Origin of the sequence: Hafnia alvei, assembly GCF_034424155.1 — a bacterium.
Classification (GTDB): Bacteria; Pseudomonadota; Gammaproteobacteria; order Enterobacterales; family Enterobacteriaceae; genus Hafnia; species Hafnia alvei.
On sequence record NZ_CP139992.1, the window covers coordinates 4,236,704 to 4,263,657 of the forward strand.

Consider the following 26,954-nt stretch of genomic DNA (forward strand, 5'->3'; position numbering starts at 1 on the left):
GGTCGTGTTAACCGTGAACCAACAACATGCCCATAAGGAACAGGCACAACATCATCGGCAGAGCTAAAATCAGTAATTCCAGCATGCGCTTGCCCGGATGCAAAACCTCGTCCTCTTTCGTTTTGGCTAGCGCCATCGCCCCCAGCAGCACCGCCAGCAAAGACAGAGCACCGGCAAAGCTAAAATCGGCAAACAGCACCGACATCTTCCATGCATTATAAGCTTCTGGCGATACCGTTGCTTGATGCTGCCCTTCTGCCATCCATTGCCACAGCAGCAATACCAGCGGCAGCAGCCATGAGCCTGCGCCAGCAATCCATGAAATACGTCTAATCATTGCCTTCTCCCTAAAACCAAACCCGAGAAAGAGTTAAATCTCGATTTCCACTCAAAAAAAAGCCCCGCAATGCAGGGCTATGAGCTGATTTCTTTAACAGAAATCAGAATGGAATATCGTCATCGAAATCCATTGGAGGTTCATTGCTTTGTGGCTGAGCTGCCGGTGCATTCTGTGGGCGAGCCGCTGGCTGAGAACCGCCGCTAAACTGATTGCCCTGTGGCTGCTGAGGCTGACCCCAACCGCCCTGCTGCCCTTGTGCCTGACCGCCGCCCATAGGAGCGCCGCCGCCTTGACGTCCACCCAGCATTTGCATGGTGCCGCCAACGTTTACGACGATTTCAGTGGTGTATTTTTCAACGCCAGCCTGATCGGTCCACTTACGGGTCTGCAAAGCACCTTCGATGTAAACCTGAGAACCTTTGCGCAGATATTCACCTGCAACCTCTGCCAGCTTGCCAAACAACACTACACGGTGCCATTCGGTTTTTTCTTTCTGTTCGCCGGTTTGCTTGTCGCGCCAAGTCTCGGAGGTGGCCAGAGTAATATTGGCTACAGCACCACCATTCGGCATATAACGGACTTCTGGATCTTGACCCAGATTCCCGACAAGAATCACTTTGTTAACGCCTCTGCTGGCCATTTCGATTCTCCTGATGAAGTAAATTTGTACGCACTCAAAATAATTATAGCGCGTAGTCTAAACCGTTAATTCTATCACGCCAGAGCCCTAACAGCATCACTGTTCGCTTCTGTGAAGTGGATTCCTTAATTGTTTAAGCATAGAACAATTTTGCATTTATATACTGGATATTCATTCAGGTTTTATTGTGCCATAATTGATCGTTTCAAGCATCGTTGTGTACTCCTAAACTGGCTAAATATTGCAGCAGACCGCGCCGTTACTGGTCTCAGCCCATTTTACCGACCGAGAGCACAACGCTGTACTAAGATTATCCAGAGCCTATCCCAATAGGTACTCCGCTGTTGCCCGCTGTGTACGATTTATCAGCAAACTGCGGTAGGTAAGCCTAATGAGATGGGTTCTTCATCCGGGAAGTCGTTAATGGATAAAATAGAAATACGGGGTGCTCGCACCCACAACCTGAAAAATATCAATCTGATCATTCCTCGCGACAAGCTGATTGTTGTGACCGGTCTGTCAGGCTCAGGCAAGTCCTCTCTGGCGTTTGATACGCTGTATGCTGAAGGTCAGCGTCGGTATGTCGAATCGTTGTCTGCCTATGCGCGTCAGTTTCTTTCTTTGATGGAAAAGCCAGACGTTGACCACATTGAGGGTCTATCTCCGGCAATTTCCATTGAGCAGAAATCTACCTCGCACAACCCGCGCTCAACCGTGGGGACAATCACTGAAATCCATGATTATCTGCGTCTACTGTTTGCCCGCGTTGGTGAGCCACGCTGCCCGGATCATGATGTTCCCTTGGCCGCACAAACCGTTAGCCAAATGGTTGATAACGTACTGACGCAGCCAGAAGGCAAACGTCTGATGCTGCTGGCACCGATCGTCAAAGATCGCAAAGGTGAGCATACTAAAACGCTGGAAAATCTGGCGGCACAAGGCTACATCCGCGCCCGTATCGACGGCGAGGTCTGCGATCTTTCCGATCCTCCTAAGCTGGAGCTTCAGAAAAAACACAGCATTGAAGTTGTGGTCGATCGTTTCAAAGTGCGTGATGACATGGCTCAACGCTTGGCGGAATCTTTTGAAACCGCGCTAGAGCTGTCTGGCGGCAGCGCCATTGTTGCCGATATGGATGACGATAAAGCGCCTGAGCTTCTGTTTTCCGCTAACTTTGCCTGCCCAATTTGTGGCTACAGCATGCGTGAGCTTGAACCACGGTTGTTCTCGTTCAACAACCCGGCTGGCGCTTGCCCAACCTGTGATGGTTTGGGGGTGCAGCAATATTTCGATCCCGATCGCGTGGTGCAAAACGCCGAGCTGTCACTGGCCGGCGGCGCAATTCGCGGCTGGGATCGCCGTAACTTCTACTATTTCCAAATGCTGAAATCGTTAGCAGATCATTATCATTTTGATGTGGAAGCGCCATTCGGTAGTTTGGATGCTAAAACGCAGAAAGCCGTGCTGTATGGCTCCGGCAAAGAGTCGATTGAGTTTAAATATATCAATGACCGCGGCGACATTACGGTACGCAACCATCCGTTTGAAGGCGTATTGCACAATATGGAGCGCCGCTACAAAGAAACGGAATCTTCTGCGGTACGCGAAGAGCTGTCGAAATTCATCAGCAACCGTTCATGCGCATCGTGCCACGGCACCCGTCTACGTGAAGAAGCACGTCATGTATTCGTTGAGAACACTACGCTACCTGTGATTTCAGATCTTAGTATTGGCGATGCTCTAACGTTCTTCCGCGATCTTAAACTACAGGGCCAGCGTGCCCAGATTGCCGAAAAAATCCTGAAGGAAATCGGCGACCGCCTGAAGTTCTTGGTTAACGTGGGCCTGAACTATCTAAGCTTGTCTCGCTCTGCTGAAACACTGTCCGGCGGTGAAGCGCAGCGCATTCGCTTGGCGAGTCAGATCGGCGCAGGTCTGGTTGGTGTGATGTACGTACTGGATGAGCCTTCAATCGGCCTCCATCAGCGCGACAACGAACGACTTCTGGAAACCTTGATCCACCTGCGCAATCTGGGTAACACCGTGATTGTGGTTGAGCATGATGAAGATGCCATTCGCGCAGCAGATTACGTCATTGATATCGGCCCAGGCGCGGGCGTGCACGGTGGTGAAGTGGTTGCTCAAGGCTCCGTGGATGAGATTATGGCGGTGCCTGAATCTCTTACCGGCCAGTTCCTTAGCGGCAAGCGTGAAATCGCGGTGCCTGCGGAACGCGTTCCTGCCGATGCCACCAAAGTGCTTAAGCTGATTGGTGCCAGCGGAAACAACCTGAAGGACGTTACGCTGACGCTACCTGTCGGTCTTTTCACCTGTATCACCGGCGTTTCTGGCTCCGGTAAATCCACGCTGATTAACGACACCCTGTTCCCGATTGCGCAAACCCAGCTAAACGGTGCAACGCTCGCGGAACCTGCGCCTTATCGCGCGGTGGAAGGAATGGAACATTTCGATAAAGTTATCGATATTGACCAAAGCCCAATCGGCCGTACGCCGCGCTCGAACCCAGCAACCTATACCGGCATCTTTACGCCGGTACGCGAGTTGTTTGCAGGCGTTCCAGAATCACGCGCGCGCGGTTATAACCCAGGACGCTTTAGCTTTAACGTTAAAGGCGGACGTTGCGAAGCCTGCCAAGGCGATGGGGTTATCAAGGTCGAAATGCATTTCTTGCCGGATATCTACGTACCTTGCGATCAATGTAAAGGTAAGCGTTATAACCGTGAAACGCTGGAGATTAAATACAAAGGCAAGAGCATCCACGAAGTGCTGGATATGACGATTGAAGAAGCGCGTGAGTTCTTCGATGCGGTTCCGGCGCTAGCGCGTAAGCTGCAAACGCTGATCGATGTCGGCCTGTCCTATATTCGCTTAGGTCAGTCAGCAACCACGCTGTCTGGCGGCGAAGCACAGCGCGTGAAGCTGTCTCGCGAACTCTCCAAACGCGGAACCGGCCAAACGCTGTATATTCTGGACGAGCCAACTACCGGCCTGCATTTTGCTGATATTCAGCAACTGCTGGCGGTATTGCATCAATTGCGCGATCAAGGCAACACCATCGTGGTCATTGAGCATAATTTGGACGTGATTAAAACGGCTGACTGGATCGTTGATTTGGGGCCAGAAGGCGGCGGCGGCGGCGGTCAGATTCTGGTATCAGGCACACCGGAAACGGTGGCTGAGTGTGAGCAATCACATACTGCTAGGTTCTTGAAACCGTTACTGAATAAAAAATAGAGTACCGTTACAAGCCTAAAATTAATGCGCCCCGATGAGAACGATCACCGGGGCGTTTTATATTTTGGCATTCGCTATCCGCTTACCTATTAAAAAAGATTACAGCCCTTGGCGGGTTTGCTCACCGATATGGTTAAGCGCTAAAGAATAAGAGCCATCAACCAGTTTATAGAGCAAAGAATCCTTGAGGGTGCCGTCGAGGAAAATCGTACTCCAATGTGCCTTATTCAGGTTAGGGCTTGGAACGATATCTTTATGTTCGCTGCGCAGTTGCGCTGCCTGCTCACAGCTCATTTTAAGCGCCACTGCAGGGCGACCTTCAACATGGTCGACCATCGCAAACATCACGCCGCCTACTTTAACCTGATTGGCTCGCCAACGATTTTGAACGCTTTGCTCCGCTCCCGGTTTAGCCATGCAGTATTGCAAAAATGCCGAATTATTCATGAACAATATCCCCTTGTATAGTTGCGACGATCCGGCGCGTACCGCCGTGCACGCGGTGTTCGCCAAACCATATCCCCTGCCAGGTTCCCAACTGTAGCTTTCCCCGACATATCGGTAACGTTAGGGAGGCCCCTAACAGCGAAGACTTAATATGCGCAGGCATATCATCATCGCCTTCATAGTCGTGCTCATAGGGAGCATCTTCGGGGACCGTTCGCATGAAGTGTCGCTCCATATCGTAACGGACAGTGGGATCACAGTTTTCGTTGAGGGTTAACGACGCGGAGGTGTGCTGCAGCAGCAGATGCAATATCCCAACCTCGACAGAGGCTAGCTGTGGGAGTTTTTCGATAATTTCATCGGTGACCAGATGGAAACCACGCGGCTTTGCATGCAAAACAATAGTGTGCTGATACCACATCTTCAGACGTCCTTAACTAGTATATTCTTTGTACAATAGTCGGCAACTTTTGAGCGTCAAAAGTTATGTAAAGACCTATTTAGCCTACGCCCCAGACAGACAGTTTGCAGCAGTCAATTTTCCTCTCTATGCAAAATACGCATAAAAAAGCCCATGTGCTTTTGCTACATGGGCTATAGAAATCTTAATCAACTTATTGAATATTAATTAGTTAAACTCATCTGCCAGCGATTTGCCATCCATGTTCCGCTGCTTTGCATCAGGAAACCGAATATTCCTCCTAGGCACAACGCCAAAACTACCGCTAGCCACTCGGACTGTGAGCCAAACAGCGCACAGGCACCGATAAAACTGCCGGGAACAAAGCAAAGCAGGCGAAACCGAGATTGGGCACACATCATGAAGGATATCGCCCCAGTAATGACTGCAGCATAGCTAAAATCGGTCGAGGCAGTCAGTGCCATAGCCATCGAAGCCCAGCTTGCACCACTCACATTAGCCGCAAGGCCACGACATAAACCGAGTAGTCCTTTGCTAGGAATAGCAAAATAGGTTGTACAACCTAAAAAGCCAATCCAGCTCATGAGTACCAACTGTTCAGCTAGCCATGCCCAAACGCCGGATAAAATGCCGGTGCTTAGCGCAAGACAAAGCAGCAATCGCATGTCTTTTGTCATCATGACGCTATCGCTAATGCCCCAAGACCGATAAACAGCCCAGCAATCGTTGCACTCATCAAGTTAGAGAGCGTCGCCGCAAGCAAAGCGCGTAATCCTAAGCGTGCAATATCCGATGCACGCTCTGGAGCAACGGCGCTAAATGCCCCCACCACCACCGCAATCGAGCCGAAGTTGGCAAAACCGCAGAGTGCAAAAGAGATAACGGCAATGGTTTTTGGATCTAAGGCACCGGCCGCTTCCTTGAGATAGGGAGAGAAATTCACATACGCGACAAATTCGTTAATAGCCAGTTTCTGCCCAATCAAACCGCCGGCCAGCGCAGAGTTATCCCAGCTTACGCCCATGATGTATGCCAACGGTGAGAAGAGATAACCTAGCAGGCTTTCCAAGCTGACGCCTGACCAACCAAACAAACCACCAACCCCGCCGATGATGCCGTTAATCAACGCAATTAACGCAACAAACGCCATCACCACCGTCGCCACACCAACGGCAATCTTAAGACCTAACATTGCCCCGCTCGCCGCCGCTTCAATAACACTCGCGGGGCGCTTATCGCTAAACGACATCTGGCTAAATTCAACCTGAGACTCCTCCGTGGCGGGGCTGAGCATGCGCGCAAACAAGATCCCGCCCGGAATCGCCATCAACGATGCAGCCAACAAGTACTCAATGGGCACGCCTAAGCCTGCATAACCCACCAACATGGAACCTGCAATTGACGCCATCCCACTACAAATGACCGTAAAAAGTTCGTTGCGGTTCATTTTGCTAATAAATGGTTTGAGCACCGCCGGGAGTTCGTTTTGCCCAAGAAATATCGTGGTGACCGCTGCAAACGCCTCTACTTTGCTCACTCGCATCATTTTCTGGAACACATAACCAAGAATATTAATAACCCAGCCCATCACGCCAATATAATAAAGAATCGAGATCAGCGAGGTAATAAAAATAATGGCGGGCAATACATGAAATGCGAAAACGAAACCAGCACCGTCAAATAACACATTCATTTTAGGGCCAACCAGACCACCAAAAATAAATGAACTACCGGCATCACTGTATGAGATAACCTTATTAACCCCACTCGCAATGGCGTTAATCAGCCATTTCCCCGCAGGTACATAAAGCATCACCGCACCTAGAACAATCTGTAATAAAAGTGCTGCACCAACCGTTCTTATTTTAATTTTTCTTCGATTATTAGAAAAAATAAAAGCGATTAAAAGAAGTATACCAATACCAAGCAAGCTGCGTAATAAGTCCATAAATCCGTCCCTTCGATATATGCAGCCATAGCCAAAATAATTCGAGTTATATTGAGGCGGTAAGTAAATCCCGATGAGCTTACTCAAGTAAGTGATTCGGGTGAACAAACGTAGCCAACAAAAATGCAGCTTGAAGTATGATGGATATATACCTGAAAGAGGATAAGCGTAGAAACCCATCCACCTTTCAGGTTGGCATTTTATTTAATTGTTAATATCAGGATAAAACTTAAGGAGTAACGCTATTTTTATGCTGCGGTCTCCTGGTAGCAACATGCAATCTGAGCGGCTAGTTTTGCATTATTAAATACCAATTGGATATTGGAGTGCAGGCTATCGCCCCCCGTGAGTTCAGCCACTCTGGCCAGCAAGAATGGCGTGCTGTCTTTCCCATGAACGCCCTGTTCTACCGACTCCTGAACGGCTTGCTCAATCGCCGCATTGATTTTAGCTTCAGGCATCGCAAATTGTTCGGGGATCGGATTAGCAATCACCATTCCACCATCCAAACCAGACTGCCACTTGGTCGCCATTGCCTTCGCTATCTGCTCGGGCTCATCTAATTGAATGCTGACGGAGAACGGACTAGTACGGCAGAAAAATGCGGGTAGCACCTGAGTTTGATAGCCAATCAGCGGCACGCCGTGCGTCTCAAGATATTCGGTGGTTAACCCTAAATCCAGAATCGATTTGGCTCCGGCACAAATTACGGCCACGTTGGTTTTTGCTAGCTCTTGTAAATCAGCTGAGATATCAAATGTTTGTTCAGCCCCGCGATGAACACCGCCGATACCACCGGTGGCAAAGACATGAATACCGGCCATTTCGGCAATAATCATGGTCGAAGCCACGGTTGTTGCACCGTTTTTGCCTGCTGCAACGATGAATGGCAAGTCACGGCGGCTCACTTTCGCCACGTTGTGGCCTTCTTTGCCGAGCAGCTCAATCTCTTCGCGGGATAAGCCTGCTTTCATACGGCCGTTAATAATCGCAATCGTCGCAGGCACTGCACCATTTTCACGAATTTGCTGCTCAACCGCCAACGCCGTTTCGGCATTTTGCGGGTAAGGCATACCATGGGAAATAATGGTAGATTCTAAAGCCACAACGGGGCGGTTATTGGCTAGTGCCTCAGCAACTTCCGGCGAAATATCCAGATACTCATTGGTCATAATGTTATTTTTCATGATTGTAATTCCAACAGTTTTTGAACACTGCCATTCGACAGATTAGGGTTATTAGTAAATTCAGAGGAAAGAGTTAACGCGGAGCATCCCTGCGCAAAACGGATACTTTCGGCAAGCGTCATATCTTCAAGCCAACAGCTAGCCAGCCCGGCCATCATGGCATCACCAGCCCCTGTCACATTGACGATATTCACCGGCAAAGGACTCGACCAACCGCTTTGCCCATCAATCTCGCTGTAAAAAACACCGGCCGCTCCCATGCTTAGCGCAATTCGCTGTACGCCTTGTTCATGGAACCATTTAGCCGCTTTAGGTGCATCTTTTGGGCTCGTAATCGTCATTCCACTGAGGATTTCGGCCTCAAGGCGATTAGGCTTCAAGGTATGAATATGTGATAGCCAATTTCGGATCTTGGGTGCTTTAAATGCAGATACGGTATCAACAAATATTGGCACACTGCCTGCATGGCTAAATAACCATGCCAAAGCATCTTCGGTAAGGTTGCAGTCAACGATCAATACACCGGCATGCTGAATAAGATCTTTTGACGTTGCTAATAATGCTGGCGTCAGTTTTTCTAAAATGCGCATATCATTAATAGCGACCAGCATTTCACCGCCTTCGTCTAATAACGAGACATAGGTCGATGTGGTTTCACCATGCAGTTTATGGAAACTATCAATATGAACACCGGCTAATTTGGCCTGTTCTAATAAGGTATCCCCATAAAAATCATCGCCTACCACAGAAATCAAATGGCACTCTCGACCCAATAAGGCAATGTTTTGTGCTATATTTCTGCCGACGCCGCCGGGAGTACATTTTATTTTCCCTGGATTAGAATCTTCATAAACTAATTTAGAGGATGAGTATCCACAAACATCCATATTCGTAGAGCCGACGGTAACAACATAGCTGTGCTCAGATAATATATATCCTTTTCCTTTTATATATCCTTTCTTCATTAAGTTCATAATATGTCCTGCTACACCAGAGCGGCTAATACCTAAAACATCGGCAATTTCCTGCTGTGGGATCAAAGGATCACGTCTCAGAAGCTGCAATATCTGCTTTTCTCGGCTAGTCATATTGGACACTTGTTTGTTTTTAAACATGCGTTTGTTTTAATCTGCCATTGAAAAACAGTAAAGTGGGATTTAGAAGTTTAAGAAGGAATTGGGAAGGCGATCGTAATTAGGGTGAATACGTTTTCATTCATTATTTTGTGAGCAACATCAAGCTATCAACCACTCGATTTAAACCTAATAACCACAAAAACAAATCATTAAAAATAATGCAGAATTTTATTCTTTTAATAAATATTAAAAATCATAGAGATGGGAATTTTCTTATAAAGCGCTAACTTTTGTTTGCATGGACACTCATTATCGATTTTGAGTGATCCATCAGCATCTGCTATTTAAATTACAACGAGATCTGTCTCACAGTCGGCATCGCTGTTTTCAGTGGAACTCTGCTGGGGATGAGAAATAAAAAAGCTCCCTAAAATATCGGGAGCTTCATTAACGATAGGAATTAAACGGCAGCAAATGACTGGGCAACGCGCTGCGCATTAGCGTGATTCATTCCCGCTACGCACATGCGACCGCTGGCGATCAGGTATACGCCAAACTCTTCACGTAGCCGGTCCACCTGCTGAGCACTGAGGCCGGTATAGCTAAACATGCCGCGCTGCGACATCAGGTAGTCAAAGTTGCGCTGTGGTAATACGGTTTTCAAACCATCCACCAGCGTGCGGCGCATTTCGATAATGCGCAGGCGCATACTTTCAACTTCATCAAGCCACAAAGCTTTCAGCTTCGGATCGTTAAGCACCGTTGCCACCACCTGTGCGCCGAAGTTAGGCGGGCTGGAGTAAATGCGGCGCACGGTTGCTTTTAACTGGCCTAATACTCGGTTTGCGGCTTCTTCGCTTTCACACACAACGGATAACCCGCCAACGCGTTCACCGTAGAGGGAGAAAATTTTTGAAAACGAATTACTCACGAGGCAAGGCAACTCTGCCTGCGCCATCGCGCGGATAGCATAGGCATCTTCTTCCATTCCGGCCCCAAAACCTTGATAAGCAATATCAAGGAATGGGATCAGTTCACGCGCTTTCGCGATTTCAATCACGCGATCCCATTGTGCATCGGTGAGATCTGAACCTGTTGGGTTATGGCAGCATGGATGCATCAACACAATGCTACGCGCTGGCAGTTGATTGAGCGTGTTGAGCATCGCATCAAAATTTACCCCCAGCGTTTCAGGGTCAAAATAGGGATACTGATGCACTTTGAAACCCGCCCCCGAGAAGATCGCAATATGGTTTTCCCACGTTGGATCGCTGACCCATACCTCTGAATCAGGGAAATAATGTTTTAAAAAATCAGCTCCAACTTTCAGCGCACCGGAGCCACCAATGGTTTGCACTGTAACAATTCGCTTTTGAGCAACCATAGGATGTGTATCACCAAACAACAGGCTCTGAATGGCGCTACGGTATGGCGCTAAACCTTCCATCGGCAGATACAACGACGCAGCACCCTCGCGAGCATTCAGGATCTCTTCCGCAGCAGCAACGGCTTTCAACTGTGGAATGGTTCCCTTTTCGTCATAGTACAGACCGATACTGAGATTAACTTTATCGGCTCGAGGATCCTGTTTATAGGTATCCATCAGCGAGAGAATCGGATCGCCTGCATAGGCGTCTACATGCTGAAACACGGGTGCTCTCCTTGAAATCACGGGGGTAAAAATAGCTTTAACAACACAATAACCTTGTCGCAGGTCATAAAGCTATAGCCAATTACTTCGTCCATACCGATCTTTTTGAGCTAGGCTTAAAGGATAGGTTTCATCATATCCAAAATAATTTGAGCTACCTTGAGGCGGCAAAGAGGCAGCAAATTCAGCGCGGCCATCAAAAGTGCAGCTTGAAGTACGGCGGGTATGGAACGGATGGGGCTTCTATTTAGCCTCTCCAGCAGAAGGAGAAAACGATGTCCACACAACCTCTTATCAAGCTGAGCGACGGAAATACCATGCCACAGCTCGGTTTAGGCGTATGGCAAGCCTCGAATGAGCAAGTCATCACCGCTATCGAAACCGCGTTAGAGACAGGTTATCGCTCAATCGATACTGCGGCCATTTATGCTAACGAAGAAGGCGTCGGCAAAGCGTTAGCAAACTCGTCAATTGCTCGCGACGAGCTTTTCATCACCACTAAATTATGGAATACAGACCAAGACAACGCGGCGAAGGCGCTGGAAGAAAGCCTGAAAAAGCTGCGGTTGGATTACATCGATCTGTATCTGATTCATTGGCCAGCGCCTGCGCAGGATAAATACGTTACCGCATGGAAGTCGCTGATTGACCTCAAGAAACAAGGGCTGATCAAGAGCATCGGCGTATGTAATTTTAATATCCCACACCTACAACGCCTGATCGATGAAACGGGCGTTTCACCCACCGTGAACCAAATTGAGCTTCATCCTTTGATGCAGCAAAAAACCATGCACGCATGGAATGCCACACATCACATTGCTACCGAATCTTGGAGCCCGCTGGCACAGGGCGGCGAGGGTGTTTTTGATACTGAAATCATTCATAAGCTGGCGCAGAAGTATGAGAAAACCCCAGCTCAAATTGTCATTCGCTGGCACTTGGATTCTGGATTGATTGTGATCCCTAAATCCGTTACGCCAAAACGCATTCAAGAAAACTTTGGGGTATTTGATTTTCGGTTGGATAAAGATGAGCTGAGCCTGATTGCCAAGCTCGATAGCGGAAAACGCTTGGGGCCCGATCCTGATACGTTTGAAAAGCTGTAATGAATCGGTAAAAAAATCCCCGCGCTGCGGGGATTTTTTATCGTTATTTACCTTTGGTCACGCGAGGTGCCTTGCGCCCTGATGGCTTCGCAGCCGTTTTTCCCGCTGGCGTATGCGCCGTTGGTCTAGCCGCTTGCGGTTTACCTTTAACAGGCTTGCCCGCCGGAGAAGCCTTATCATGCGCTTTTCCATTGCGCTCCGCTGACGGCGCTTCACCGCGAATCGTTTTAGGTTTGGCTGCACGCTGTTCAGGCTTCGCTGGAGCACCGGTATGCTTAGTCATCGCCGGACGCATATTTCTCTGGTATCCACGACGCGCTTCGCGTTGTTCTTCAAGCGTTGGGGCCGGTACTAAACATTCACGGCGCGAACCGATCAAATGCTTCATACCCATCTCTTCCAGCGCACCACGGATCAGCGGCCAGTTGGCTGGATCGTGATAGCGCAGCAGCGCTTTGTGTAAGCGGCGCTGGCGATCGCCTTTCGGCACCACAACATCTTCGCTTTTATAATCGACTTTACCCAGCGGGTTTTTACCCGTGTGATACATCGTGGTGGAATTCGCCAACGGCGACGGATAGAAGTTTTGTACCTGATCCAAACGGAAACGGTTTTTCTTCAACCACAGCGCTAAGTTGACCATATCTTCATCTCGCGTTCCCGGATGCGCTGAAATGAAATACGGGATCAAATACTGCTCTTTGCCAGCCTGCTTGGAATAGGTATCAAACAGCTCTTTAAAGCGATGATAGCTTCCCATGCCCGGCTTCATCATCTTAGACAGCGGCCCTTCTTCGGTATGTTCTGGCGCAATCTTCAGATAGCCCCCCACATGATGGGTTGCCAGCTCTTTGATATAACGCGGATCTTCAACCGCCAGATCATAACGAACCCCAGAAGCAATGAGGATTTTCTTCACACCGTCTAGATCACGCGCACGACGATACAAATTGATGGTCGGCTCATGGTTGGTGTCCATGTGCTGACAAATCTCAGGGTAAACGCAGGATGCACGACGGCAGGTTTGCTCGGCGCGCGGTGACTGGCAGCGCAGCATATACATGTTGGCCGTTGGGCCACCCAAATCGGAAATCACGCCGGTAAAGCCAGGGACTTTGTCGCGGATCTCTTCGATTTCACGAATAATTGAGTCTTCTGAACGGCTCTGGATGATGCGGCCTTCGTGTTCGGTAATCGAACAGAATGAGCAGCCGCCGTAGCAACCACGCATGATGTTGATGGAGAAGCGGATCATCTCATAAGCAGGAATACGGGTGCTGCCGTAGGCTGGATGAGGAACACGCTGGTAAGGCAGCGCAAATACGCTGTCCATTTCTTCCGTGCTCAATGGGATAGCCGGAGGGTTAATCCAAATATAGCGATCGCCATGTTTTTGCATCAAAGCACGCGCGCAGCCGGGGTTAGTTTCATGATGCAAAATGCGTGACGTGTGCGCATACAGTACTTTGTCATTTTTAACTTTTTCATAAGACGGCAGCAGCACGTAGGTTTTTTCCCACGGCTTAGGCTTTGGCGCACGCACGGTGATGGTTTGTACGCTATCGTCTTTCTTCTTATCGGCATCTGGCGCACAGGCCAAATCGTCGCCGTAAGGGTTGGGAATCGGTTCGATACGGCCCGGTTTGTCTAAGCGAGTGGAATCCACGCCGCTCCAGCCCGGCAACGCCTCTTTGCGCATGACCGCGGTATTACGCACGTCGATAATGCTGGCAATCGGCTCACCGGAGGCCAAACGATGCGCAACTTCCACCAGTGGGCGTTCGCCGTTGCCATACATCAGCATATCGGCTTTAGAGTCCACCAGCACCGAACGGCGTACGGTATCAGACCAATAATCGTAGTGAGCAATACGGCGCAGGCTGGCTTCAATCCCACCTAAAATCACCGGAACATCGCTGAAAGCTTCTTTACAGCGTTGGGTATAAACCAGCGTTGCACGATCTGGACGTTTGCCGCTTTCATTGTTTGGCGTGTAAGCATCGTCGTGGCGCAGTTTGCGATCGGCGGTATAGCGGTTAATCATCGAATCCATGTTGCCCGCAGTGACGCCATAAAACAGGTTCGGTTTCCCCAGACGCATAAAATCGGCTTTGCTGGTCCAGTCCGGTTGCGCAATGATCCCCACACGGAAACCCTGAGCTTCCAGCATGCGGCCAACGATTGCCATTCCAAAGCTTGGATGGTCAACGTAGGCATCACCGGTAACTAAAATGACGTCACAGCTATCCCAGCCGAGAGTATCCATTTCCTCACGCGACATCGGTAAGAACGGGGCCGTGCCGTAGCACTCTGCCCAATAGGGCGTGTAGGAGAACAAATCACGTTCTGGCTGGATCAGGCTGATACTACTCATGACATCACTCTTTTCTATTTATCTGGGGAAGTTTGCGCTGAAGCGGAACTGCAATACGTTGTGCCGTTAACAATTTGGGTGGTTAACAAAGCATCAATATCAGGGCGGCGATTATACGCATTTGCACACGTAAAAGAGAGGGATATTTGAGATTGGCCTGTTATCACCCCTATCGTTCCCTGAATGAGCTGCGGCAAAGTTCATGACGGGGGCTTGCCTTAGCGGCTTTTACCCACAACAATAGCATTCTTATCACTGACTTTGCGTGGCGTTACGTTATGTCCGAACGATTGACGATTAAAGATATTGCTCGCCTCAGCGGCGTGGGTAAATCCACCGTTTCTCGGGTGATCAATAAAGAATCTGGCGTGAAACCTGAAACGCGGGCGCGGATCGAAGAAATCATCAGTCAACATAACTTTGCCCCATCAAAATCGGCTCGAGCCATGCGCGGGCAAACGGATAAAGTCGTCGCCATCATTGTTTCGCGTTTAGATTCCAACGCTGAAAATCAGGCCGTGCGCGCCATGCTTCCCCTGTTGTATGCCCAAGGCTACGACCCTATTTTATTAGAAAGCCAGTTTGAGCCGGAGCGAGTGCAGGAACATTTGACCGTTCTATCGCGTCGTCACGTTGATGGCATTTTGCTGTTCGGCTTTACCGGTCTGGATGAATCAATGCTGCTGCCGTGGCGAGAGAAAATCGTTGTTCTGGCATGGGAGTATGAACAGCTGACCTCGGTACGTTATGACGATAGCGGCGCTGTCACCTTGCTGATGAACGCGCTCATCGCCAAAAAACATCAACACATCGCTTTCGTTGGGGTCAAACTTTCGGATGCCACAACGGGTGGACGCCGTTACGACACCTATCACGCGCACTGCAAAAAGCACCAGATAACGCCTTGTGCCGCGCTCGGGGAGCTTACCTTTCAGAGTGGATATCAGTTGGCTCAGCAGGTTATCTCTGAGGATACCAGCGCTATCATCTGCGCGTCAGATACCATTGCTCTCGGCGTAAGTAAGTACTTACAGGAGCGGTCAAAAAACGATGTGATCGTCTGCGGCATGGGGAATAACTCGCTGCTGGAGTTCTTGTATCCCAAGACCTTTTCCGTCGACTTAGGCTATGCCGAAGGCGGACGAATGGCGGTACAACAGTTACTCTCCCTGCAAAGCGCGCCACAGCCCGGCAAGCACATTACGGTGCCTTGCACATTACGCCGCCCAAACTGATTAACGCTGTGCAAATCGGCGCTTACGTCGATAGGCAAAGACATCATCAACCACGCCGTTACTGATCCGCTGCTGCAAACTACGCCAATAGTTTGCAGTAAATAAATCACCGTGCATTTCGGCAAACAACGTTCTAATTCGCGCATCACCGCATAAGAAATGCTGGAACTCTTCAGGAAACACATCATTTGGCGACACGCTATACCATGGCTCGCTGGCCATTTCGTCCTCAGGATAACGCGGCGGTGGAATATCGCGGAAGTTAACCTCAGTCATGTAGCAAATTTCGTCGTAATCATAAAACACCACTCGCCCATGTCGGGTTACACCAAAGTTTTTAAACAGCATATCGCCGGGAAAAATATTCGCCGCAGCTAGCTGCTTGATCGCATTGCCATACTCTTCAATGGCGTCATGTAACTGGCGCTCATCGGCCTGCTCCAGATAGATATTGAGCGGAATCATGCGACGCTCAATATACAGATGACGGATCACGATACGATCGCCTAAATCTTCCAATTTCTCAGGAACTTCCCGTTGTAATTCCGCCATCAGCTCAGGGCTGATGCGCCACTTTTCAATCACAAAGTTTTCATATTCTTGAGTATCAGCCATGCGGCCAACGCGATCGTGTTCCTTAACTAGCTGGTAGCAGGCTTGAACCCGTGCAGGATCGACCTCTTTTTGCGGCGCAAACTTATCTTTGATGATCTTAAATACGCGGTCAAACGAAGGCAGCGTGAAAACCAGCATCACCATTCCTCGAATGCCTGGAGCAATAATGAATTGTTCTTTAGATTCGGCAAGATGCTTTAAATACTCGCGGTAATATTCTGTTTTCCCATGCTTTTGGCAGCCAATCGCCATATAGAGCTCAGCGGTTGTTTTCCCCGGTAAAATCTCGCGCAGCCAGTCAACCAACGCGGCCGGCAAAGGTGCATACACCATGAAGTACGAACGAGCGAAGCCAAAAACAATGCTGGCCTCATCTAAACGCGTTAAGCAGGTATCGACAAACAGCGCGCCTTGTTCGTTATGATGAATCGGCAGCAGAAAGGGATAAATGCCTTCTGGCGTGTGCAGCTTCCCCACCAGCCAAGCCGCTTTATTGCGATAAAACAGCTCATTGGCTACCTGTAGGCGGCTGTGATTCAGCGTATTTTCACCGAAGGTACTTTCTAAATGGCTGAGAATATAGTCCACATCACGGGCGCGATCCTCCCACGGTAATCGAAGTGGCAGTTCGCCGAGTAAATCATTGATTAGCGCATGCCAACCGGCATCAGGCTTAAAGGTTCTGGCTAATGGACGGGGAAATTCGCGCCAATGGCGCTCTGGCTGGGAGCTAAAAACAAATAGCTTATCTGGGGTTAGCTCACGATGATTGAATAAGCGGCAGTACACGGAGTTAAAAAAGCTTTCGGCAATTTCAAAACGCGGATATTCAGGCAGCATGTCGGTGTAGACCGTCTTCACGCGAGCCAAGAATTCAGCATCATGACATAAAGGCCCCGTCATCCTGCGTAGCTGCTCCACCACCAGCCCCACATGGTGATCGTAGAGGTGAATACGTTTTTTCATCGCCAGTTGAACAGCGCCCCAGTTAGCTTTCTCAAAGCGCTGTTGGGCTCCCGCGGTCACTTCGAGAAAACGACCATACTGAGCATCGAAGCCCTGTAAGATCGTCTGCGCAATCAGTTGTTCCATACCAATAGCCATCTCGGTCACCTCGCTGACTCTCAGACAAAACGGGCAGAGCGCATTGCCCTGCCCGTTTTAGCGTTCATGCTTACCCGTGTTTTTAGAATTGCTGCTCTTCAGTTGATCCGGTCAAAGCCGTTACCGATGATGCACCACCCTGAATCACATTCGTCACTTTATCAAAGTATCCCGTGCCCACTTCCTGTTGGTGGGAGGCAAAGGTATAACCCTGTTTCTGTGCCGCAAACTCGCGCTCCTGCACTTTCTCAACGTAGTGTTTCATGCCCTCTCCATTGGCGTATGCGTGCGCCAGATCAAACATGTTGAACCACATGCTGTGAATGCCTGCCAGCGTGATGAACTGGTATTTATAGCCCATCGCAGAAAGCTCATCTTGGAAGCGTGCGATAGTCTGATCGTCGAGGTTCTTTTTCCAGTTAAAGGAAGGTGAACAGTTGTAGGCCAGCAGCTTGCCCGGATACTGGGCGTGAATCGCATCGGCAAAGCGCTTCGCCGCGTCTAAGTCTGGGGTAGACGTTTCGCACCAAACTAAATCGGCATAAGGCGCGTAGGCGAGGCCACGACTGATAGCCTGTTCAATACCAGCATGAGTACGGAAAAAGCCTTCAACGGTACGCTCACCGGTAACAAAAGCGCTGTCGTAGCTATCGCAATCTGATGTGATCAGATCGGCAGCATCGGCATCGGTACGGGCAATCACCAGAGTTGGAACACCCAATACGTCTGCGGCTAAACGCGCGGCGACTAATTTTTGAATCGCTTCCTGCGTCGGAACCAGTACTTTGCCGCCCATATGACCGCATTTTTTCACCGATGCCAGTTGGTCTTCGAAGTGAACTCCGCCTGCACCAGCTTCAATCATCGATTTCATTAATTCAAACGCATTCAGCACGCCACCAAAACCGGCTTCAGCGTCGGCAACAATCGGTAAGAAGTAATCGGTAAATTTGCTATCACCCGGCTCCACGCCGTTCGACCATTGGATTTGGTCTGCGCGACGGAATGAATTATTGATACGTTCAACTACCGCTGGCACCGAATTAACGGGATACAGTGATTGATCCGGATACATGCTGGATGCCAAGTTGGCATCCGCCGCCACCTGCCAGCCAGAGAGATAGATGGCTTCGACACCGGCTTTTGCCTGCTGTAATGCCTGTCCACCGGTTAATGCCCCGAGGCAGTTAACATAGCCTTTGCGTGAACCGCCATGCAGCAGCTCCCAAAGTTTAGCGGCGCCCTTTTGCGCTAAAGTACATTCTGGATTCACCGAACCACGCAGATTAACCACGTCATTTGCGCTGTAGGGACGCGTAATGCCCTCCCAACGCGGGTTAGTTTTCCAATCCTGTTCCAACTGCTGAATTTGCTGATTACGTGAGGTAGACATGGCAAGCGCTCCTTGGCTTTTTTCTCTATTTTATGGTTTCGGTGTAGGGTTAATTTTCGTGCTTAATTCAACAGTTCATAACCAGGTAGTGTCAGGAAATCGATCAGCTCATTGCTGGTTGTAATACGCTCCATCAGACTGGCAGCCTCAATAAAACGGCCGCTGTCGAAACGTTTATCACCAAGCTCTTGACGAATAACCTGCATTTCTTCTTTCAATAACTGACGGAAAAGATCTGGGGTAACCTGCTGGCCATTGCTCAGCGTTTTCCCGTGGTGGATCCACTGCCAGATTGATGTGCGAGAGATCTCCGCCGTCGCCGCATCCTCCATCAAGCCGTAGATTGGCACGCAGCCATTACCCGAAATCCAAGCCTCAATGTATTGAACGGCAACGCGAATATTGGCACGCATCCCCTCTTCGGTACGTTCACCAGGGCAAGGTTCCAGCAGTTGAGCTGCGGTAATAGGTTCATCCTGCGAACGCGTTACCTCAAGCTGATTGCTGCGCTCACCCAACACGCGGCCAAAAACCTGCATCACTTCATCTGCTAAGCCCGGGTGTGCAACCCAAGTGCCGTCATGGCCGTTATTTGCTTCAAGTTCTTTATCAGCACGGACCTTATCCATCACCCATGCATTGCGCTCAGCGTCTTTGCTAGGGATAAATGCCGCCATTCCGCCCATCGCAAAAGCGCCGCGTCTGTGGCAGGTTTTGATCAGCAAACGTGAATAAGCACTTAAGAACGGTTTTTCCATCGTCACGGACTGGCGATCGGGTAAAACACGGTCGCTATGGTTTTTCAGCGTTTTGATATAGCTAAAGATGTAATCCCAGCGACCGCAGTTCAAACCAACGATGTGATCACGCAGGCTATGTAAGATCTCATCCATCTGGAATACCGCAGGCAGGGTTTCAATCAATACAGTGGCCTTAATTGTTCCACGCGGTAGATCAAAACGATCTTCGGTAAAGCTGAAGATCTCACTCCACCATGCAGTCTCATGGTAAGACTCTGTTTTAGGCAGATAGAAATAGGGGCCGCTGCCTTTTTCCAAGAGTGCTTGGTAGTTATGGAAAAAGTAGAGCGCGAAATCAAACAGCCCTCCGGGGATAGCCTCACCCTGCCACGTTACATGCTTTTCAGGCAGATGAAGACCACGCACACGAGCAATCAGCACCGCAGGATTCGGTTTTAGCTGGTAAATTTTTCCTGCTTCATTGGTGAAGCTGATCGTGCCATTCACGGCGTCACGCAGGTTAATTTGGCCCTCAATCACTTTGTCCCAGTTTGGAGCAAGTGAATCCTCAAAATCAGCCATAAAAACTTTAACGTTCGCATTAAGCGCATTGATCACCATTTTGCGCTCGACCGGCCCCGTGATTTCAACGCGGCGGTCTTGAAGATCGCGAGGAATACCGCGAATTTTCCAATCGGAATTTTTAATGGAATTAGTTTCCGAAATAAAATCTGGCAGTTCACCGCGATCTATTTTTTGTTGTTGCGCCTGACGAGCCGTAAGTAACTGCTTGCGTTGAGGCGCAAATCGAGCGACTAAATCAGTTAAAAACTCAATAGCCTCTTCGGTAAGAACTTGCTGCTCCTGACTGCCAAATTGCTGGGTAAATGCCAGCTCAGTATCAACGATCTGTTGTGTCATATGTTTGTCTCCGCCCTCTGCTAGGGGTACAACCAGAACCCCACTCCTGTCATTTAGCTCACTTTTGCACTTCTCATTAGCGACTAAATTTCGTACCAACAGATTAAAGCGTAGACAGTGATTCAACAAAATCAAAAACAATTTCCATTTTTATTATAATTATTTTTATATTCTTTAAATTTCATATGGATAGGTAAATATATTAATAACAATAAGAAGAAAACCGGTTCCATTAGATTGTTTAAACACAATAGACTGTTAATTAAGAAAAAGAATTGAGGGGAGATAAAATTTGAGGATGCTGCTAAACAGACATTCAGCAGCATTAGGGAAAAGTTGAAAATATAGTGAAGTAGGCTTATTCCAGCGTAGGGTTCATATAACGCAGATCAAACGGCGTGATCTGGTAAACATAGTAGTTCAGCCAGTTAGTAAACAGTAAGTGTCCATGGCTACGCCATGACGCTTTGGGGCTATGTTCAGGATTATCATCGGGGAAGTAATTCACAGGAACATCTGGAGAAAGGCCCGCCGCAACATCGCGGAAATACTCTCCCGACAAAGTATGTGCATCATACTCAGGATGCCCCGTCACAAAAGCCATCCGCTTATCTTTGGTCGCAAATAGGTAAGCGCCTGCCTGCTCAGACTCAGCCAAAATATCGAGATCGCTATATTCTCGCAGCACCTCGGCTGGGAAGTCAGCATAGCGAGAATGTGGAGCCAAGAAAGTTTCATCAAAACCGCGGGTCAGAAGCGCTAACGGCTGTAGCGTTTGATGATGATAAACACCTGAGAGCTTAGTCTCACGCGTCAGTTTAGGAATGCCATAGAGAACGTTTAATGCGGCCTGAACCGCCCAGCATACAAACAGCGTAGAGGTTACGTGCTCTTTAGCCCAGTGAACGATCTGTTCAATCTGCGGCCAATACGCTACGTCACAAAAATCGACCAGACCGAGAGGTGCACCGGTGACAATCAACCCATCAAAATTTTGGTCTTTAATGTCTTCAAAATTACAGTAGAAATTATCCAGATGCTCGGCAGGCGTATTTTTCGACTCACGGCTATCAATGCGCAGTAGCTGTATATCAATCTGTAACGGCGAATTCGAAAGTAATCGAAGAAATTGGTTTTCTGTCTCGATCTTTTTAGGCATCAGATTGAGTACCAAAACTTTAAGCGGACGGATCTCCTGCGTTGCCGCTCGTGAGGAGGGCATGACAAAGACATTTTCATTCCGCAAAAAGCTTACGGCAGGTAATTCATCTGGCACCCTGATTGGCATAATCGCTAGCTCCTAGACTCTGTTAAGAAAGCATCCATATAAACGTTTAGACTTCTAGATGCCTGAAGATAACGAGTTTTCACCAGCTTGTACAGCATGCAGGATGAAGTTGAAAATCTTTCATCCTGCATTTTGCTAGCAGCAATGCTTACATCCTGATTTCTTGGCCTTTTTTATGTAATAGCAATGAAACCAGCATCGCCATAAAGCACATACCTGAAACGTACCAGAAGAAAGCTGTTTCAATGCCAGCCGCTTTCATCGACAAGGCGACATATTCAGCAGAACCACCAAACAAAGCGTTACCAACGGCATAGGAAAGGCCAACGCCTAATGCGCGAACCTCCGGCGGGAACATTTCTGCCTTCAGCAGCCCACCGATTGAGGTGTACAAGCTCACAATCGTTAGCGCAGCAACGATGAGGACAAAGGCAAGATAGGGATTCGTCACATCTTGTAGCGTGGTAAGTATCGGTACCGTCAGCAATGAAGCCAAGGCGCCAAAAGCGATCATTGAGTTTCGACGCCCAACTTTATCTGACAATCCGCCAAAAATAGGCTGCAACAACATAAAGACGAACAAGGCAGCCGTCATTATTCCGCTCGCCATTTTGGCATCCATACCTGCGGTGTTGACCAGATATTTCTGCATATAGGTTGTAAACGTATAGAAGCTCAGCGAGCCCCCTGCGGTAAAACCAAGTACCATCAGAAAAGCTTTTTTGTTATTCCATAATCCAGATAACGTTCCTGCATCCTTACGCGTTCTGGTTTCTTTGGTTGATGTCTCATGCAGTGAACGGCGCAGATAAAGTGCCACCACCGCTAATAACGCGCCAAGCACAAACGGGACTCGCCAGCCCCACGAGCGTAGCTCTTCGGTGCTCAGCGTCTGCTGTAAGACCACCAAAACCAGCAGTGCTAGCAGTTGGCCGCCAATCAGCGTGACGTATTGAAACGATGCATAAAATCCGCGCTTACCTTCTACCGCAACTTCACTCATATAGGTGGCACTGGTTCCATACTCACCGCCGACGGAAAGCCCCTGAAATAATCTAGCAAGCAACAGGAGTGCCGGGGCCCAATTCCCTATTGCGGCATAGGTTGGGAGGCAAGCGATCACTAACGATCCGCAACACATCATGCAGACCGAAATCATCATCGATGTTCGACGGCCATGTTTGTCTGCAATGTAACCGAACATCCACCCACCAATTGGGCGCATGAGAAAACCTGCCGCGAACACGCCAGCGGTTTGTAAGAGTTGTGTCGTGGAATCCCCACTGGGGAAGAATACGGGAGCAAAATACAACGCACAAAACGAATATACGTAAAAATCGAACCATTCGACGAGATTGCCTGATGATGCACCAACAATCGCCAAAATACGCTTACGCGTGTCTTGATCGTCAGGTTGCTGCTCCGCCAGCGACGGGGTGGTATCTGCCATAACAATATCCCTACAGAGGTAAAGTGTGCGGTGGTCATGTCGCCACGCGCTTCAATGCAAGTTAATTGTTATATATTGGTTAAATAAAGACTTCAATAGCCAACTAACCAATGAAAAAATCATCGGTCACTTGCAGAGTATTTTGTGATATTGGGTGGGAAATAGCCGCGTTAGCGGTTATTTATTTGATAACTTTTTCAAATTCCCCATAGCAAAAAACCCCAGTCTTTCGACTGAGGTTCTTTCGATGACGTTTGACCGTTCCCTACAATACTCGTCTCATCCTGAGACTCGCCCTTCGGGCCAACGCTGCGCGTTGTTCAAAATCGTTCCCGACGATTTTGTCGCATGATACGCCCCTGCGGGCCGTTCCATGCTCAAGTCGGCAATTATCAAATTATATAAAGCAAAAAACCCCAGTCTTTCGACTGAGGTTCTTTACTTTATTTAAAGCCTGGCAGTTCCCTACTCTCGCATGGGGAGACCCCACACTACCATCGGCGCTACGGCGTTTCACTTCTGAGTTCGGCATGGGGTCAGGTGGGACCACCGCGCTATCGCCGCCAGGCATATTCTGTTAATTAACCCGTGCTCCGTATTTCTACAGCTCACCAGCTAATCCAATCTGTTCACAAGCTTACTCTTTGTGTTTTCGCGTCTCTGCGTCTTAAAACACCTTCGGTGTTGTAAGGTTAAGCCTCACGGATCATTAGTACTGGTTAGCTCAACGTATCGCTACGCTTACACACCCAGCCTATCAACGTCTTAGTCTTAAACGTTCCTTTAGGAGACTCAAGGTCTCAGGGAAGACTCATCTCGAGGCAAGTTTCGCGCTTAGATGCTTTCAGCGCTTATCTTTTCCGCATTTAGCTACCGGGCAATGCCATTGGCATGACAACCCGAACACCAGTGATGCGTCCACTCCGGTCCTCTCGTACTAGGAGCAGCCCCTCTCAATCTTCCAACGCCCACGGCAGATAGGGACCGAACTGTCTCACGACGTTCTAAACCCAGCTCGCGTACCACTTTAAATGGCGAACAGCCATACCCTTGGGACCTACTTCAGCCCCAGGATGTGATGAGCCGACATCGAGGTGCCAAACACCGCCGTCGATATGAACTCTTGGGCGGTATCAGCCTGTTATCCCCGGAGTACCTTTTATCCGTTGAGCGATGGCCCTTCCATTCAGAACCACCGGATCACTATGACCTACTTTCGTACCTGCTCGAGCCGTCACTCTCGCAGTCAAGCTAGCTTATGCCATTGCACTAACCTCACGATGTCCGACCGTGATTAGCTAACCTTCGTGCTCCTCCGTTACTCTTTAGGAGGAGACCGCCCCAGTCAAACTACCCACCAGACACTGTCCTCAATCCCGATTAGGGACCGGAGTTAGAACATCAAACATTAAAGGGTGGTATTTCAAGGTTGGCTCCACGCAGACTGGCGTCCACGCTTCAAAGCCTCCCACCTATCCTACACATCAAGGCTCAATGTTCAGTGTCAAGCTATAGTAAAGGTTCACGGGGTCTTTCCGTCTTGCCGCGGGTACACTGCATCTTCACAGCGAGTTCAATTTCACTGAGTCTCGGGTGGAGACAGCCTGGCCATCATTACGCCATTCGTGCAGGTCGGAACTTACCCGACAAGGAATTTCGCTACCTTAGGACCGTTATAGTTACGGCCGCCGTTTACTGGGGCTTCGATCAAGAGCTTCGCCTTGCGGCTGACCCCATCAATTAACCTTCCAGCACCGGGCAGGCGTCACACCGTATACGTCCACTTTCGTGTTTGCACAGTGCTGTGTTTTTATTAAACAGTTGCAGCCAGCTGGTATCTTCGACTGGCTTCAGCTCCATCCGCAAGGGACTTCACCTACGCGCCAGCGTGCCTTCTCCCGAAGTTACGGCACCATTTTGCCTAGTTCCTTCACCCGAGTTCTCTCAAGCGCCTTGGTATTCTCTACCTGACCACCTGTGTCGGTTTGGGGTACGATTCAATGTTACCTAGAGCTTAGAGGCTTTTCCTGGAAGCTTGGCATCAACTACTTCATCACCGTAGTGACTCGTCATCACGCCTCAGGGTTAATAAAAGCGCGGATTTACCAACGCTTTCCCCCTACACGCTTAAACCGGGACAACCGTCGCCCGGATAGCCTAGCCTTCTCCGTCCCCCCTTCGCAGTAACACCGAGTACAGGAATATTAACCTGTTTCCCATCGACTACGCCTTTCGGCCTCGCCTTAGGGGTCGACTCACCCTGCCCCGATTAACGTTGGACAGGAACCCTTGGTCTTCCGGCGAGCGGGTTTTTCACCCGCTTTATCGTTACTTATGTCAGCATTCGCACTTCTGATACCTCCAGCAACCCTCACGAGCCACCTTCAACGGCTTACAGAACGCTCCCCTACCCAACAACACAATGTGTCGCTGCCGCAGCTTCGGTGCATAGTTTAGCCCCGTTACATCTTCCGCGCAGGCCGACTCGACCAGTGAGCTATTACGCTTTCTTTAAATGATGGCTGCTTCTAAGCCAACATCCTGGCTGTCTATGCCTTCCCACATCGTTTCCCACTTAACTATGACTTTGGGACCTTAGCTGGCGGTCTGGGTTGTTTCCCTCTTCACGACGGACGTTAGCACCCGCCGTGTGTCTCCCGTGATAACATTCTTCGGTATTCGTAGTTTGCATCGAGTTGGTAAGTCGGGATGACCCCCTAGTCGAAACAGTGCTCTACCCCCGAAGATGAGTTCACGAGGCGCTACCTAAATAGCTTTCGGGGAGAACCAGCTATCTCCCGGTTTGATTGGCCTTTCACCCCCAGCCACAAGTCATCCGCTAATTTTTCAACATTAGTCGGTTCGGTCCTCCAGTTAGTGTTACCCAACCTTCAACCTGCCCATGGCTAGATCACCGGGTTTCGGGTCTATACCTTGCAACTTGACGCCCAGTTAAGACTCGGTTTCCCTACGGCTCCCCTATTCGGTTAACCTTGCTACAAAATATAAGTCGCTGACCCATTATACAAAAGGTACGCAGTCACCCCATAAAAGAGGCTCCCACTGCTTGTACGTACACGGTTTCAGGTTCTATTTCACTCCCCTCGCCGGGGTTCTTTTCGCCTTTCCCTCACGGTACTGGTTCACTATCGGTCAGTCAGGAGTATTTAGCCTTGGAGGATGGTCCCCCCATATTCAGACAGGATGTCACGTGTCCCGCCCTACTCATCGAACTCACAACGTATGCATTTTCAAGTACGGGGCTATCACCCTGTATCGCCGGACTTTCCAGACCGTTCCTCTGACACATACGCTGATTAAGGTTCTGGGCTGCTCCCCGTTCGCTCGCCGCTACTAGGGGAATCTCGGTTGATTTCTTTTCCTCAGGGTACTTAGATGTTTCAGTTCCCCTGGTTCGCTTCGTTAAGCTATGTATTCACTTAACGATAGTGCAACGAATTGCACTGGGTTTCCCCATTCGGAAATCGTCGGTTATAACGCTTCATATCAGCTTACCGACGCTTATCGCAGATTAGCACGTCCTTCATCGCCTCTGACTGCCTAGGCATCCACCGTGTACGCTTAGTCACTTAACCTCACAACCCGAAGGTGTCTTTTTAGTGAACGCGGTTACGAACCGGTTCAAGACAGCATTCAAGATTGCAAAAAATTGAGAGACTGCTTAATGCAAACTGTGTCAGTGTGTCTCACAGTTGCTTAAGCTTTCAAATTTCAGCTTGTTCCAGATTGTTAAAGAGCAATA

The 26,954-nt window shown here is 49.2% G+C and carries 18 protein-coding genes and 2 rRNA genes; 3 read left to right on the forward strand and 17 right to left on the reverse strand.

The window, feature by feature from the left end:
* Positions 1–7: 7 nt before the first annotated feature.
* Both U0008_RS19525 and U0008_RS19530 read right to left on the reverse strand, forming a co-directional pair.
* A complete protein-coding gene (locus U0008_RS19525; RefSeq protein ID WP_043488866.1) occupies positions 8–337 on the reverse strand; it encodes a hypothetical protein in 330 nt (109 codons plus the stop codon).
* Between the two features lie 103 nt (positions 338–440).
* Positions 441–980, reverse strand: a complete 540-nt coding sequence (locus U0008_RS19530; RefSeq protein WP_043488863.1) for a single-stranded DNA-binding protein — start codon at positions 978–980, stop codon at positions 441–443.
* A gap of 423 nt (positions 981–1,403) precedes the next feature.
* Here U0008_RS19530 and uvrA point away from each other — a divergent pair, with 423 nt between their 5' ends.
* The gene (gene uvrA / locus U0008_RS19535) at positions 1,404–4,235 is read left to right on the forward strand and encodes an excinuclease ABC subunit UvrA (RefSeq protein ID WP_025798543.1); all 2,832 of its coding nucleotides are present in this window, start codon (positions 1,404–1,406) and stop codon (positions 4,233–4,235) included.
* Positions 4,236–4,334: 99 nt separating this feature from the next.
* Here the strand turns inward: uvrA and U0008_RS19540 are convergent, their stop codons facing one another.
* From U0008_RS19540 to U0008_RS19570, 7 genes are all read right to left on the reverse strand, one after another.
* A complete protein-coding gene (locus tag U0008_RS19540) occupies positions 4,335–4,682 on the reverse strand; it encodes an MmcQ/YjbR family DNA-binding protein (RefSeq protein WP_025798545.1) in 348 nt (115 codons plus the stop codon).
* The gene (locus tag U0008_RS19545) at positions 4,675–5,103 is read right to left on the reverse strand and encodes a secondary thiamine-phosphate synthase enzyme YjbQ (protein ID WP_043488862.1); all 429 of its coding nucleotides are present in this window, start codon (positions 5,101–5,103) and stop codon (positions 4,675–4,677) included. Before U0008_RS19545 ends, U0008_RS19540 begins: the two co-directional genes overlap by 8 nt.
* A 203-nt stretch (positions 5,104–5,306) precedes the next feature.
* Positions 5,307–5,783 (reverse strand): DUF1097 domain-containing protein, encoded by a 477-nt coding sequence (locus U0008_RS19550; protein WP_193065846.1) that lies wholly within the window; start codon positions 5,781–5,783, stop codon positions 5,307–5,309.
* Positions 5,780–7,051, reverse strand: coding sequence for a NupC/NupG family nucleoside CNT transporter (locus U0008_RS19555; RefSeq protein WP_043488857.1), 1,272 nt, complete (start codon positions 7,049–7,051; stop codon positions 5,780–5,782). Before U0008_RS19555 ends, U0008_RS19550 begins: the two co-directional genes overlap by 4 nt.
* Before the next feature lie 248 nt (positions 7,052–7,299).
* Positions 7,300–8,238, reverse strand: coding sequence for a pseudouridine-5'-phosphate glycosidase (locus U0008_RS19560; RefSeq protein WP_043488855.1), 939 nt, complete (start codon positions 8,236–8,238; stop codon positions 7,300–7,302).
* Positions 8,235–9,353 (reverse strand): PfkB family carbohydrate kinase, encoded by a 1,119-nt coding sequence (locus U0008_RS19565; protein ID WP_043488853.1) that lies wholly within the window; start codon positions 9,351–9,353, stop codon positions 8,235–8,237. Before U0008_RS19565 ends, U0008_RS19560 begins: the two co-directional genes overlap by 4 nt.
* 421 nt (positions 9,354–9,774) lie before the next feature.
* Entirely contained in the window at positions 9,775–10,965 is a 1,191-nt protein-coding gene (locus U0008_RS19570; protein WP_043488850.1) for an amino acid aminotransferase, read from the reverse strand.
* A 275-nt stretch (positions 10,966–11,240) separates the two neighbouring features.
* Between U0008_RS19570 and dkgA the strand changes: the two genes are divergently transcribed.
* A complete protein-coding gene (gene dkgA, locus U0008_RS19575; RefSeq protein ID WP_043488848.1) occupies positions 11,241–12,071 on the forward strand; it encodes a 2,5-didehydrogluconate reductase DkgA in 831 nt (276 codons plus the stop codon).
* A gap of 43 nt (positions 12,072–12,114) precedes the next feature.
* Here the strand turns inward: dkgA and U0008_RS19580 are convergent, their stop codons facing one another.
* Positions 12,115–14,445, reverse strand: a complete 2,331-nt coding sequence (locus tag U0008_RS19580; RefSeq protein WP_043488847.1) for a YgiQ family radical SAM protein — start codon at positions 14,443–14,445, stop codon at positions 12,115–12,117.
* A 278-nt stretch (positions 14,446–14,723) separates the two neighbouring features.
* On the opposite strand from U0008_RS19580, the gene treR reads away from it, so the two are divergent.
* Positions 14,724–15,680: a trehalose operon repressor TreR gene (treR, locus tag U0008_RS19585; protein WP_043488845.1), complete on the forward strand. Its 957-nt coding sequence runs from the start codon at positions 14,724–14,726 to the stop codon at positions 15,678–15,680.
* On the opposite strand, the gene aceK is transcribed toward treR, so the two are convergent.
* The 7 genes from aceK to U0008_RS19620 form a co-directional block, all read right to left on the reverse strand.
* Positions 15,681–17,399 carry a bifunctional isocitrate dehydrogenase kinase/phosphatase gene (gene aceK, locus U0008_RS19590; RefSeq protein WP_043488842.1) on the reverse strand — a complete coding sequence of 573 codons (1,719 nt, stop codon included), beginning with the start codon at positions 17,397–17,399 and terminating at the stop codon, positions 15,681–15,683.
* 82 nt (positions 17,400–17,481) lie between these two features.
* Positions 17,482–18,792: an isocitrate lyase gene (gene aceA / locus U0008_RS19595; protein ID WP_025798567.1), complete on the reverse strand. Its 1,311-nt coding sequence runs from the start codon at positions 18,790–18,792 to the stop codon at positions 17,482–17,484.
* Positions 18,793–18,854: 62 nt separating this feature from the next.
* Positions 18,855–20,453: a malate synthase A gene (gene aceB, locus U0008_RS19600; RefSeq protein ID WP_043488840.1), complete on the reverse strand. Its 1,599-nt coding sequence runs from the start codon at positions 20,451–20,453 to the stop codon at positions 18,855–18,857.
* 358 nt (positions 20,454–20,811) lie between these two features.
* Positions 20,812–21,741 carry a homoserine O-acetyltransferase MetA gene (gene metA / locus U0008_RS19605; RefSeq protein WP_025798570.1) on the reverse strand — a complete coding sequence of 310 codons (930 nt, stop codon included), beginning with the start codon at positions 21,739–21,741 and terminating at the stop codon, positions 20,812–20,814.
* Positions 21,742–21,889: 148 nt separating this feature from the next.
* Complete coding sequence (locus tag U0008_RS19610) at positions 21,890–23,191, reverse strand: MFS family transporter (protein WP_043488837.1); 1,302 nt, start codon at positions 23,189–23,191, stop codon at positions 21,890–21,892.
* A 452-nt stretch (positions 23,192–23,643) separates the two neighbouring features.
* A 5S ribosomal RNA gene (gene rrf, locus U0008_RS19615) occupies positions 23,644–23,759 on the reverse strand.
* 120 nt (positions 23,760–23,879) lie between these two features.
* Positions 23,880–26,787: ribosomal RNA gene (locus tag U0008_RS19620) — 23S ribosomal RNA — on the reverse strand.
* Positions 26,788–26,954: the final 167 nt, after the last annotated feature.

What these genes read in the sequence shown, in the direction of transcription:
- U0008_RS19525 (WP_043488866.1), bottom strand. Translation starts at nt 337, where the DNA reads ATGATTAGACGTATTTCATGGATTGCTGGCGCAGGCTCATGGCTGCTG.
- U0008_RS19530 (WP_043488863.1), bottom strand. Translation starts at nt 980, where the DNA reads ATGGCCAGCAGAGGCGTTAACAAAGTGATTCTTGTCGGGAATCTGGGT.
- uvrA (WP_025798543.1), top strand. Translation starts at nt 1,404, where the DNA reads ATGGATAAAATAGAAATACGGGGTGCTCGCACCCACAACCTGAAAAAT.
- U0008_RS19540 (WP_025798545.1), bottom strand. Translation starts at nt 4,682, where the DNA reads ATGAATAATTCGGCATTTTTGCAATACTGCATGGCTAAACCGGGAGCG.
- U0008_RS19545 (WP_043488862.1), bottom strand. Translation starts at nt 5,103, where the DNA reads ATGTGGTATCAGCACACTATTGTTTTGCATGCAAAGCCGCGTGGTTTC.
- U0008_RS19550 (WP_193065846.1), bottom strand. Translation starts at nt 5,783, where the DNA reads ATGATGACAAAAGACATGCGATTGCTGCTTTGTCTTGCGCTAAGCACC.
- U0008_RS19555 (WP_043488857.1), bottom strand. Translation starts at nt 7,051, where the DNA reads ATGGACTTATTACGCAGCTTGCTTGGTATTGGTATACTTCTTTTAATC.
- U0008_RS19560 (WP_043488855.1), bottom strand. Translation starts at nt 8,238, where the DNA reads ATGAAAAATAACATTATGACCAATGAGTATCTGGATATTTCGCCGGAA.
- U0008_RS19565 (WP_043488853.1), bottom strand. Translation starts at nt 9,353, where the DNA reads ATGTTTAAAAACAAACAAGTGTCCAATATGACTAGCCGAGAAAAGCAG.
- dkgA (WP_043488848.1), top strand. Translation starts at nt 11,241, where the DNA reads ATGTCCACACAACCTCTTATCAAGCTGAGCGACGGAAATACCATGCCA.
- U0008_RS19580 (WP_043488847.1), bottom strand. Translation starts at nt 14,445, where the DNA reads ATGAGTAGTATCAGCCTGATCCAGCCAGAACGTGATTTGTTCTCCTAC.
- treR (WP_043488845.1), top strand. Translation starts at nt 14,724, where the DNA reads ATGTCCGAACGATTGACGATTAAAGATATTGCTCGCCTCAGCGGCGTG.
- aceK (WP_043488842.1), bottom strand. Translation starts at nt 17,399, where the DNA reads ATGGCTATTGGTATGGAACAACTGATTGCGCAGACGATCTTACAGGGC.
- aceA (WP_025798567.1), bottom strand. Translation starts at nt 18,792, where the DNA reads ATGTCTACCTCACGTAATCAGCAAATTCAGCAGTTGGAACAGGATTGG.
- aceB (WP_043488840.1), bottom strand. Translation starts at nt 20,453, where the DNA reads ATGACACAACAGATCGTTGATACTGAGCTGGCATTTACCCAGCAATTT.
- metA (WP_025798570.1), bottom strand. Translation starts at nt 21,741, where the DNA reads ATGCCAATCAGGGTGCCAGATGAATTACCTGCCGTAAGCTTTTTGCGG.
- U0008_RS19610 (WP_043488837.1), bottom strand. Translation starts at nt 23,191, where the DNA reads ATGGCAGATACCACCCCGTCGCTGGCGGAGCAGCAACCTGACGATCAA.